The organism is Streptomyces sp. RK62 (assembly GCF_018070255.1).
GTDB lineage: Bacteria > Actinomycetota > Actinomycetes > Streptomycetales > Streptomycetaceae > Streptomyces > Streptomyces nigra.
On sequence record NZ_JAGPYD010000004.1, the window covers coordinates 430,116 to 440,503 of the forward strand.

The window sequence follows — 10,388 nt, forward strand, 5'->3', positions numbered from 1 at the left end:
GTGCCTGCACGAAGCGTTATTCTCCTCAGACGCATTCCGGTACCCCTCCGTCGCTACGACGGGTGAACGGTCCCGTACTGCACGTGATGGAAGCTCTGCCTCTGGGAGTCCCGTGTACCCACACGTCGGGGTTGACGCCTCGGGCCTGGCTACGCTCCGCGCGACGGTCCTCGACCTGTTGCGCGGTCTCGTCCCCACCGCGTACGCCGTCCCCGCCCTCGCCGTAACCGCCGCACCCGTAGGCCCGTGCTACGCGCTCGCCGAGGGGAGCGCCACCGTCGGCAGACGGGGGCGCCAGACCGGCGCGACCACCGCCCGCCGCCCCGCGGCGGACAGCGACAGCGCGCGCATGATGGACCTGGTGGAACGCGCGCAGGCCGGTGAGGCCGACGCGTTCGGCCGGCTCTACGACCAGTACAGCGACACCGTGTACCGCTACATCTACTACCGCGTCGGAGGGAAGGCCACCGCCGAGGACCTCACCAGTGAGACCTTCCTGCGCGCCCTGCGCCGCATCGGCACCTTCACCTGGCAGGGCCGGGACTTCGGCGCCTGGCTCGTCACCATCGCCCGCAACCTCGTCGCCGACCACTTCAAGTCCAGCCGCTTCCGGCTGGAGGTGACCACCGGCGAGATGCTCGACGCCAACGAGGTCGAGCGCTCCCCCGAGGACTCCGTCCTCGAATCGCTCTCCAACGCGGCCCTGCTGGAGGCCGTCCGCCGGCTCAACCCGCAGCAGCAGGAGTGCGTCACCCTCCGTTTCCTCCAGGGCCTCTCCGTCGCGGAGACCGCCCGCGTCATGGGCAAGAACGAGGGCGCCATCAAGACCCTCCAGTACCGGGCCGTCCGCACCCTCGCCCGGCTGCTCCCGGACGACGCGCGCTGAGCGCGTCCCCCGTACCACACCGGTACTCTCCGCAACCTACAACTCACCCACGGTGAAACTCCGTTGACTTCGCGGCCCGTTCATCCTCCGTCCGTAACCCAAGTGCCGCGCCACTCGTTGTGCGGGATGCAGGCTCCCTGTGGTCACTCCCTGACCCACTTCGATCACCCGATCGTGTGGAACCGATCAGGGAGTGCAACCCTCAGGACCCCCTGGGGAGTCGACCGTCATGACGAGAGGAGGTGCCGCCAGTGATCGCGAACGTATCGGCGCACCGGCGGGCGAGCGCCTTCGCCCAGGCCCTGGAGGAGCTGACCGACCGGGGCACGGCGGCCGAGCAGGCCGAGCAGCCCGGGGCCCCGCCACCGGCTGCTGCGGAACAGACCGGGCACGGACGCCTGTTGGCCCTGACCGCGGAGCTGGGCGATCTGCCCAAGCCCGTGCTCGACCCCGAGGTCAAGGTCGTGCAGCGAGCCCAGCTCGTGGCCGCGATGGAGGCCATGCTCCAGGAGGGCACCGCGGCGGGCGAGGCGGGCCCCGCCCTGCCCGGACAGCGGTCCGACCGGGCGCGCGGCGCCCACCGGGCGACCCCGATGAGCAGGCTCCGCCCCCGCTCCCGGCTCGCCAAGGGGCTCACCGCCGGCGGGCTCAGCGTCGGAGTCGCCGCCGGCGCCTTCGGCGGTGTGGCCGCCGCCAGCGGCGACGCCCTCCCCGGCGACTCCCTCTACGGCCTCAAGCGCGGCATCGAGGACTTCAAGCTCAACGTCCTGGCCGACGGCGAGGACGAACGCGGGCGCGTCTACCTCGACCAGGCCTCCACCCGGCTGGCCGAGGCCCGCAGGCTGATGGAGCGCGGCCGCGGCGGGCAGTACGACCACGAGTCGCTCGCCGAGATCCGCCGCGCCCTGTCCGGTATGCAGCACGACGCCTCGGAGGGCCACCGGCTGCTGCGCGAGGCCTATGAGCGCGACCCGGACTCCCTGGGCCCCATCCAGGCCCTCTCCGCGTTCTCCCGCTCCCACCGCGCCACCTGGGGCAGCATGCGCGAGCGGCTCCCGCTCCAGCTCGGGGACGTCAGCGAGCGTGTGTCGTCCGTCTTCGACGCCATAGACGAAGAGGTCGCCCCGCTCCAGTCCCTGCTCCCGCCGCCCCCGCAGGACAGCGGCGACGGCAAGGGGCGCGGCGGCTCCGGCTCGTCCTCCACCGGCACCTCGGGCGCCGACAAGTCGGCCCGGCCCAGCGCCGACGGCAGCGGCTCCTCCGAGGGCCACCGCACCAGCAGTCCCAGCAAGTCCGCCGAGGGCTCCGGCAGCGAGGGCGAGGGCCTGCTCGGCGGGAACACGGGCGGGCTGCTCGACCCGCCCAAGGCCACCGGCGGCTCCGGCGCCTCCCCGTCGGCGTCCACCCCGGCCGACGGCCCGGCGGTCACGCTTCCGCCGCTGCTCCCGGGCCTCCTGCCCGGCCTGGGCATCGAGGGCGAGGACGCCGGCTAGCAGCCCCGAAAGCCGCCCGTACGACGATGGGGCACCCCTTCCACCGGGGGTGCCCCATCGTCGTGTGCAGTCGTGTGCGTCCGTCAGAAGAAGACCGACCGGCGCTGCACCAGCAGCTTGTAGAGCGTGTGCTGGATCTGCTCCCGGACCTGGTCGGTCAGGTTGAACATCAGCATCGGGTCCTCGGCCGCCTCCGGTGGATAGCCGTCGGTGTGGATCGGCTCGCCGAACTGGATCGTCCACTTCGTCGGCAGCGGGATCGCGCCCAGCGGACCCAGCCACGGGAAGGTCGGCGTCAGAGGGAAGTACGGGATGCCCAGCACCCGGGCCAGCGTCTTCGCGTTGCCGATCATCGGGTAGATCTCCTCGGCCCCGACGATCGAGCACGGGATGATCGGGGTGCGGCGGCGCAGCGCCGTGGACACGAAACCGCCCCGCCCGAACCGCTGCAGCTTGTACCGCTCCCCGAAGGGCTTGCCGATGCCCTTGAAGCCCTCCGGCATCACACCGACCAACTCGCCCTGCCCGAGCAGCCGGTCGGCGTCCTCCGCGCAGGCCAGCGTGTGCCCGAGCTTGCGGGCCAGCTCGTTGACCACCGGCAGCATGAACACCAGATCGGCGGCGAGCAGCCGCAGATGACGGCCCGCCGGATGATGGTCGTGCACGGCGACCTGCATCATCAGGCCGTCCAGCGGCAGCGTCCCGGAGTGGTTGGCGACGATCAGCGCGCCGCCCTCCGCCGGGATGTTCTCCACGCCCTTCACATCGACCCGGAAGTACTTCTCGTACACCGGCCGCAGCAGGGACATCAGGACCTGGTCGGTCAGCTCCTCGTCGTACCCGAAGTCGTCGACCTCGTACTCGCCGGTGAGGCGCCGGCGCAGGAAGGCCAGGCCGCTCGCAATGCGCCGCTCCAGACCGCCGTCGTGGGGGGGCTGCGGGGCCGGCTCTTCCTCAGGGGTCACAGGAACATCATCCTGCGCGAGGGACCGTCCCGGCAGGGGCTGGACCTCGCCGACCGGCCCGCCTTCACCGTTCTTGCGCCGGCTCGCCGCGCCCCGGCGCCGCGGCGGCCGCTGAACGGCGCCTCCGCGGGACCGGTCGTCGTCGAACGGAATGACCTTGGCGTCCGCCATCGTTGATGCGCTCCTCAGTTGGCGCTCTGCGTCGGGGGGTGACCGCCGTCCAGGACGGGCAGTGCGGCGATCCGGTCGACGGCCCCCGCGAGGGCCTCGGGCGGCAGCAGCCCGGGACCGCGGCTGCTCGCGAAGTCCGCGAACGTCTCGGCCGTCGTGTACTTCGGCTGGAAACCGAGGGTCTCGCGCATCTGGTCCGTGGACACCACCCGGCCGTGGGTGAGCAACCGGATCTGCTCCGGCGAGAAGTCCGACATGCCCAGCGTACGCACCAGGGTGCCCGCCCACGTCACGGCGGGCAGCAGCAGCGGCACCGTGGGCCGCCCCAGGCGCCGCGCGCACTGCGAGAGCAGCAGGACGCCGTCCCCGGCGACGTTGAACGTGCCGCTGTTGAGGGTGCCCCGGCGCGGCTCGTGGGAGGCGATGCGCAGCACCTCGATGACGTCGTCCTCGTGCGCGAACTGAAGTCGCGGGTCGTACCCGAGGACCGTCGGCAGCACGGGCAGCGAGAAGTACGAGGCGAGCGGGGTGTCCGCGGTGGGGCCGAGGATGTTCGCGAACCGCAGCACGCACACGGCGACGTCGGGCCGCCGCCGGGCGAACCCGCGCACATAGCCCTCGACCTCGACGGTGTCCTTGGCGAAGCCGCCGCTGGGCAGGGACTTGGGCGGGGTGGTCTCGGTGAAGACCGCCGGGTCGCGGGGCGCCGACCCGTACACGTTCGTACTGGACTTCACCACCAGCCGCTTCACCAGGGGGGACTTCTGGCAGGCGCCGAGCAGCTGCATCGTGCCGATGACGTTGGTCTCCTTGACCGAGGTCCGGCTGCCGCTGGCCAGCGCGGTCCCCGTCACGTCCATGTGCACGACGGTGTCGGCGCCGCTCTCCGCGAGCACCCGCGCGATGGTGGGCTGGCGGATGTCGGCCTGCACGAAGTCCGCGCCGCCCAGGTGGTGCTCCGGCGGGACGGCGTCCACGGCGATCACCCGGTCCACCTGGGGGTCCCGCTGGATCCGGCGTACGAAGCGGCCCCCGAGTTGACGGGCCACTCCGGTGACGAGCACGACCTTGCCCAAGATCAGCGCCTTCCTTCCAGCCCTCGTACCCCAGCCGAGTTCCCCGTGTGCCGCCAACTTAGCGGGTCGGTGTTGCGCTGTGATGACCACCCGATGCGTGACGTGACGGGATTTCCCCCGTCATACACCTGTGGCCCCCCACCGATGCGGTGGGGGGCCACAGACACGCCGCTTCTCGCGGCGTCGCCTACTTCTTGTTGCGACGCTGAACGCGCGTGCGCTTGAGCAGCTTGCGGTGCTTCTTCTTGGCCATCCGCTTGCGCCGCTTCTTGATAACAGAGCCCACGACTACCCTCGCTCACTTCTCATCACTCGGTGTTTGGGCGCCATGGGCCCACACGACCTACGAGGGGCTAGCCTACCCGCCCGAGCGCTGAGGTCGTAATCGAGGGGGCGAGGGGGGTCACCGGCGGTCCCGGGCACCCCCCGGCCCACTGCCGTCAGGCGGTTTCCACCCCCACGTAACTCTCGCGAAGGTACTCGTGAACCGCTTGCTCCGGGACACGGAACGACCGTCCCACCCGGATCGCGGGCAGATGACCGCTGTGCACCAGCCGGTACACGGTCATCTTCGACACTCGCATCACCGAGGCGACCTCCGCCACGGTAAGGAACTGAACCTCGTTCAGAGGCCTCTCGCCAGCTGCAGCCATGACACACCTGAACCTTCCGCACTCGACGGCCACCGGCTTCCCCTTCCGGTGACTCTTCGTCGTTGCGTGCTCACTCCCCAATGTAGGTGCGCATGATGCGAGTGGGGAAGAGGTGCAGCCATCGGCGACCTACTGTGACAGACACGCTCGATTGAGTACGTAGCGGGTAAGCGGCCGGTAGTAATCAGACCGCACGGCGTCATCAAGTGGAACGGCGACGGACACGGACCCCTCCGCCTCCCCCACGAAGAGCGCGGGGTCATTGGTATCGGCCGGCCCGATGGCCTCGAACCCCAGCTGACCTGCCCCGCAGACCCAGCCGTGATCCCCGATCACCAGCTCCGGCAGCGGCCCGCCGGCCTCGGCCGCGGCCGCCAGCGCGATACGAACCGGGAGGGGGGAGTGCGTGTGTGCGCCGGGCTCACAACCGGAGCGGGACGCGTCCGGCGCCCGCACCAGCGCGACTCCCCGTACGTAGGCGAGGTTGTACGTACGTAGACCGAACCGGGTCGTTATGTCGACACGGCGACCATGCGCGGGGGTGAGGACGGCACACCCCGCCGCCGAGAGCGCGTCTGCCAGGGCGCCGTAGAACCCGAGCAGCCGGTGGGGGTGGCCGGTGCCGAGCAGCACCGGTGCGCCACGCTGCGCGACCCTCGCGATCCGGTCGGAGAACGCGTCCAGAGCGGTCAGAGTCCGTTCCGGATCGATCACATCGAGGCCCGAGACCTGACGCGGATCGGCCGAAACCCCACACTTCTCCGCCATCAGGGCCAGCAGCTCCCGCTGCCCCCAGACCCCCACGGGATCCAGCCCGAGGAGCACCCGGGGATCCCGGGCGGCGAACAGCCGGTAACTCCTGAGGCTCGCCTCACGGGAGGTGGCCACGGTCCCGGCCAGCCCCGCGGCCAGGAGATGAGCGCGCAGCGCCGCGGTACCCAGCACCCCAGCGATCCTGGCGGACCGGACCCCCGGCGGACTCCCGAACCGGGCGAAGACCGCACGGTCGGGCTAACGAAAACCGTCGGGCCGGCGAGAGCCAAGGGAGACGGGCCCTCAGGCGAGCAGCCCCCGCAGCGGGAACACCGCCTTGCGCGTCGCCAGCACCGCCTGGTCCAGCCGGTCCGCCGGGTCGTACCCGTCCTCCCAGTCCGCCCAGGACGCCGGCCACCGCCCGTCGGTCATCCGGGCCGGCCCCAACTGCCGCGTCCGTGCGTACACTTCCTGCCGCCAGCTCTCCGGGATCGGCGTCGTAGGCTCGATCGGCCGCCCCGCCGCGATCGCCACCAGATGCGTCCACGACCGCGGCACCACCTCGACCACGGCGTACCCGCCCCCGCCCAGCGCGATCCACCGGCCGTCGGCGTACTCGTGCGCCAGATCGTGACAGGACACCTGCACGGCCCGCTGCGCGTCCAGCGACACCGCGAGATGCGCCAGCGGATCCTCGAAGTGCGTGTCGGCACCGTGCTGTGTCACCAGCACCTGCGGCCGGAAGTCGGCGAGCAGCTCCGGCACCACGGCGTGGAAGGCGCGCAGCCAGCCCTCGTCCCCGGTGCCCGCCGGCAGCGCCACGTTCACCGCGGACCCCTCGGCGGCGCCGGTCTCCTGCGGCCACCCGGTCTGCGGGAACAGCGTCGCGGGATGCTCGTGCAGCGAGATCGTCAGCACCCGCGGGTCCTCCCAGAACGCCGCCTGCACCCCGTCCCCGTGATGCACGTCGACGTCCACGTACGCGACCCGCTCGGCACCCAGCTCCAGCAGCCGGGCGATCGCCAGCGCGGCGTCGTTGTAGATGCAGAACCCGGACGCGCCCGCCGGCATCGCGTGGTGCAGCCCGCCCGCGAAGTTCACGGCGTGCAGCGCGCTCCCCCGCCACACGGCCTCCGCCGCCCCCACCGACTGCCCGGCGATCAGCGCCGACACCTCGTGCATCCCGGCGAACGCCGGATCGTCCAGCGTGCCGAGACCGTACGACTGGTCGGCCGCCCGCGGGTCCGCCGAGGCCGCCTTCACGGCCGCGATGTAGTCCTCGCGGTGGACCAGCCGCAGCGTCGAGTCACCGGCCGGCTGGGCCGCGACGACGTCCATGTGCCGGTCCAGCTCGAAGGCCTCCACGAGTTTCCTGGTCAGGCCGAGCCGCACCGGGTCCATCGGATGGTCCCGGCCGAAGTCATAGCCCGTTACTGCCTGGTCCCACATCAGCTGTGCGCGGCCGCTCATGCCCGCCACCGTATCGGTCCGGCCGCGCGGCGAACGAAGGGGCGTACACGAGCGTCACCAGCACCAACACCATCGGCACCAGCATCGCCCCGCGATAGCTCCACGCGTCGCCCAGCGCCCCCACGAGCGGGGAACCGATCAGGAAGCCGACGTAGTTGAAGACGTTCAGCCGCGCGACGGCCGCGTCCGACGCCCCCGGGAACAGCCTCCCGGCCGCCGCGAACGTCTGCGGCACCAGCACACACAACCCCAACCCCAGCAGCGTGAACCCCAGCATCCCGACCCACGCGCCCGGCGCCACCGCCACCACCGCGAACCCGACGGCCGCCACCAGCGCCCCCAGCCGCACCACGGCCACCGCCCCGAGCCGCCGCACCCCGAAGTCCCCGATGGCCCGCCCCAGCAGCGTGGTCACCATGTACACGTTGTACGGCACGGTCGCCAGCTGCTCGGAACTGCCCAACACGTCCTGGAGGTACTTCGCACTCCAGTTGGAGACGGTGGAGTCACCGATGTAAGCGAAGGTCATCACGAGGCAGAGCGGCAGCAACAGCTTGAACGCGACGGCCTGCCCGCCCTCCCCCGCGTCCCGCGCCTCGGGCGCGTCCGTCGCCTTGGCATCGAGGTACCACCGGCTCCCCACCAGCGCCGCCGGCAACAGCACCACGACAACCGGCAGATACGACACCGCCAGCGGCAGATCCCAGTGCGCCCCCGCCCACGCCAGCGAGGCCCCGATGATCCCGCCCAGGCTGTACGCCGCGTGGAAGCTGAGCATGATGCTCCGCCCGTACGCCCGCTGCAGGCTCACCCCGAGCATGTTCATCGTGGCGTCCAGCGCACCCACCGCCAGCCCGAACGCCGCGAGCGAGACGGCCAGTTCGACCATGCTGTCCCCGGCCCCCACGCCGAGCAGCGCAAGCAGCACCACGGGCTGCGACCAGCGCAGCAACCGGCTGGGACGTATGCGCCGCACCAGCCACTCGGTCGTGACGCTGCCGACGCCCGCGAGGATGGGTACGGCGGCGAGAAAGGCCGGCAGCAGCGCGTCAGACACCCCGTACCGGTCCTGGATGGCCGGGATCCGCGTCACCAGCAGGGCGAAGGCCACGCCCTGGGCGAAGAAACCGAACGCCAGCGAGGCCCTGCCGCGCCGCAGCACATCAGTCATGGCGGCGAGCGTAGGGCCCCGGGGTACTCGTGGGTAGATCCAGCCAAAGATGAATTCCGCTCAGCTTCAACCGGCGGCGATCAGGGGCGCGGTGGACGGACCGCTCACCACGGGCTCACCCTGACGCGCGTCCCGCTCGGCCCACGCCTTCGCCTCGGCGGCGACCATCGCCGCCATCGGCCCCGCCCCCAGCGCCCCACCGACGAGGAACCCGAGCACCATCGCCACGATCATGATCACGTTGCCGAGCCACACCATGGTGTCCACCGGCAGCGAGTACACCCCCACGACCCGTACGACGCACTCCGCGAGCAGGACGACACCCCACACCAGCGAGAACATCCGCTCCGCCCGCCGGAACCGCGCCGAACCCCCGTGCAGCCGCGCCCAGGCCGCCTCCCGCGCCTGGTCGCCCCTGACCACCCAGGGCTTCATCCCGGCCGTCATCATCGGCCTGCCCAGCACCACCGAGACGATGACGCCGATCCCGATCACACTGCTGATGGCGCTGTCCTTGGCCATCATCAGCCGAGGATCACCCGCCACGAAGCTCAACAGCAGCGAGACGACGTTCACCAGGAGGATCAGCGCGGCCATCCCGTTGACCTCGCGCGCCCGCCACACACCCCACCCGGTCCGCACGGCCGGCACGACACTGCTGAGCGCGAGCGCCATCAGGGTGCTCATCCCGAGGCCGTTCTTCAGCAGGTAGTACGCCCCGAGGGGCAGCGCCACATCGATGATCAGCGGCAGAAAGTTGCGCAGCAGCCTGTTCGGCCCGCTGGTGGTCGAGCTTGCCTCGGTCGTGCTTCCCTCGGTCGTCCCCGTGTTCGTCGTCATGCCCATAAGCTTCGCGGCCGGGCGGGGGCCGCCGGTAGAAACGATCGTCCGGCCCTCGGCATGACAAATGTCAGTCCAGCAGCCCGATCAACTCGCCCATGTCGGAGAAGAGTTCGGTGGCCCCGGACAGTCGCTCGGCCGGCGTCATCGCGGTGAACCCGACGACGTCCATCCCCGCGGCCAGCGCCGCCCGCACACCCAGCGGGCTATCCTCGACGACGACACACCGCTCGGGCGCGACCCCCATCTGCCGGGCGGCATGGAGGAACAGGTCCGGTGCGGGCTTCCCCCGCCCCACGTCCTGCGAGCTGAAGATCCGCGCGTCGTCGAACCACCGGTCCAGGCCCGTCGTCCGATGCCCCACCCGGATCCGCTCATAACTCCCCGACGAGGCCACGCAGTACGGCACACCGCGTGCCGTGAGCGCCTCCAGGACGTCGACAGCGCCGGCCACGGGCTTCAACTCCCGCTCGAACGCGGCGAACACACGCGCATGGAAGACGTCGTCGAAGTCGGCCGGAAGCCGCTGCCCCGTCCGCTCGAGGACCAAGTCGTGCACCCGGTGCATCGCCGACCCCATGTAGTCCCGAATGGAGTCCTCGTACGAGGTCGGATGCCCGAGCTCCGTCAGATACGCAGCGAGGTGCCGGTTGGATATGGGCTCACTGTCGACGAGCACACCGTCGTTGTCGAAGATGACGAGGTCATAGCGCATATGCCCGAGCATACTGACCGGAAATGCAGAAAGGGCCCACACCGTAAGGTGTGAGCCCTTTCCCAAAGATTGTTCGGCGGTGTCCTACTCTCCCACAGGGTCCCCCCTGCAGTACCATCGGCGCTGTAAGGCTTAGCTTCCGGGTTCGGAATGTAACCGGGCGTTTCCCTCACGCTATGACCACCGAAACACTAT

General features: G+C 70.9%; 11 protein-coding genes and 1 rRNA gene. 2 read left to right on the plus strand and 10 right to left on the minus strand.

What is annotated here, in order from left to right; all coding sequences use genetic code 11:
- Positions 1–112 precede the first annotated feature (112 nt).
- Together KBY32_RS10835 and KBY32_RS10840 are read left to right on the plus strand one after the other, a co-directional pair.
- Positions 113–886 (plus strand): ECF subfamily RNA polymerase sigma factor, BldN family, encoded by a 774-nt coding sequence (locus KBY32_RS10835; protein WP_055622698.1) that lies wholly within the window; start codon positions 113–115, stop codon positions 884–886.
- A 251-nt stretch (positions 887–1,137) separates the two neighbouring features.
- Positions 1,138–2,379, plus strand: coding sequence for a DUF5667 domain-containing protein (locus KBY32_RS10840; RefSeq protein ID WP_210979735.1), 1,242 nt, complete (start codon positions 1,138–1,140; stop codon positions 2,377–2,379).
- A gap of 83 nt (positions 2,380–2,462) precedes the next feature.
- Here KBY32_RS10840 and KBY32_RS10845 read toward each other — a convergent pair whose 3' ends face one another.
- The 10 genes from KBY32_RS10845 to rrf form a co-directional block, all read right to left on the minus strand.
- On the minus strand, positions 2,463–3,515 hold the full coding sequence (locus KBY32_RS10845; RefSeq protein ID WP_055622700.1) for a lysophospholipid acyltransferase family protein: 1,053 nt from the start codon (positions 3,513–3,515) through the stop codon (positions 2,463–2,465).
- 14 nt (positions 3,516–3,529) lie between these two features.
- Positions 3,530–4,591, minus strand: a complete 1,062-nt coding sequence (locus KBY32_RS10850) for an NAD-dependent epimerase/dehydratase family protein (RefSeq protein WP_055622701.1) — start codon at positions 4,589–4,591, stop codon at positions 3,530–3,532.
- Positions 4,592–4,778: 187 nt separating this feature from the next.
- The gene (locus KBY32_RS10855) at positions 4,779–4,877 is read right to left on the minus strand and encodes a 30S ribosomal protein bS22 (RefSeq protein ID WP_003948845.1); all 99 of its coding nucleotides are present in this window, start codon (positions 4,875–4,877) and stop codon (positions 4,779–4,781) included.
- Between the two features lie 154 nt (positions 4,878–5,031).
- The gene (locus KBY32_RS10860) at positions 5,032–5,244 is read right to left on the minus strand and encodes a helix-turn-helix domain-containing protein (RefSeq protein ID WP_004984898.1); all 213 of its coding nucleotides are present in this window, start codon (positions 5,242–5,244) and stop codon (positions 5,032–5,034) included.
- Between the two features lie 129 nt (positions 5,245–5,373).
- Positions 5,374–6,189 (minus strand): phosphatase, encoded by an 816-nt coding sequence (locus tag KBY32_RS10865; RefSeq protein ID WP_210979736.1) that lies wholly within the window; start codon positions 6,187–6,189, stop codon positions 5,374–5,376.
- 111 nt (positions 6,190–6,300) lie between these two features.
- On the minus strand, positions 6,301–7,467 hold the full coding sequence (locus KBY32_RS10870; protein ID WP_055622726.1) for an acetoin utilization protein AcuC: 1,167 nt from the start codon (positions 7,465–7,467) through the stop codon (positions 6,301–6,303).
- Positions 7,418–8,638: an MFS transporter gene (locus tag KBY32_RS10875; RefSeq protein WP_210979737.1), complete on the minus strand. Its 1,221-nt coding sequence runs from the start codon at positions 8,636–8,638 to the stop codon at positions 7,418–7,420. Before KBY32_RS10875 ends, KBY32_RS10870 begins: the two co-directional genes overlap by 50 nt.
- 66 nt (positions 8,639–8,704) lie before the next feature.
- Entirely contained in the window at positions 8,705–9,478 is a 774-nt protein-coding gene (locus KBY32_RS10880) for a VC0807 family protein (protein ID WP_247689233.1), read from the minus strand.
- 70 nt (positions 9,479–9,548) lie between these two features.
- On the minus strand, positions 9,549–10,193 hold the full coding sequence (locus tag KBY32_RS10885) for an HAD family phosphatase (protein ID WP_210979738.1): 645 nt from the start codon (positions 10,191–10,193) through the stop codon (positions 9,549–9,551).
- A gap of 71 nt (positions 10,194–10,264) precedes the next feature.
- Positions 10,265–10,381 (minus strand): 5S ribosomal RNA (gene rrf / locus KBY32_RS10890).
- Positions 10,382–10,388: the final 7 nt, after the last annotated feature.

What these genes read in the sequence shown, in the direction of transcription:
- KBY32_RS10845 (WP_055622700.1), bottom strand. Translation starts at nt 3,515, where the DNA reads ATGGCGGACGCCAAGGTCATTCCGTTCGACGACGACCGGTCCCGCGGA.
- KBY32_RS10860 (WP_004984898.1), bottom strand. Translation starts at nt 5,244, where the DNA reads ATGGCTGCAGCTGGCGAGAGGCCTCTGAACGAGGTTCAGTTCCTTACC.
- KBY32_RS10870 (WP_055622726.1), bottom strand. Translation starts at nt 7,467, where the DNA reads ATGAGCGGCCGCGCACAGCTGATGTGGGACCAGGCAGTAACGGGCTAT.
- KBY32_RS10875 (WP_210979737.1), bottom strand. Translation starts at nt 8,638, where the DNA reads ATGACTGATGTGCTGCGGCGCGGCAGGGCCTCGCTGGCGTTCGGTTTC.
- KBY32_RS10880 (WP_247689233.1), bottom strand. Translation starts at nt 9,478, where the DNA reads ATGACGACGAACACGGGGACGACCGAGGGAAGCACGACCGAGGCAAGC.
- KBY32_RS10885 (WP_210979738.1), bottom strand. Translation starts at nt 10,193, where the DNA reads ATGCGCTATGACCTCGTCATCTTCGACAACGACGGTGTGCTCGTCGAC.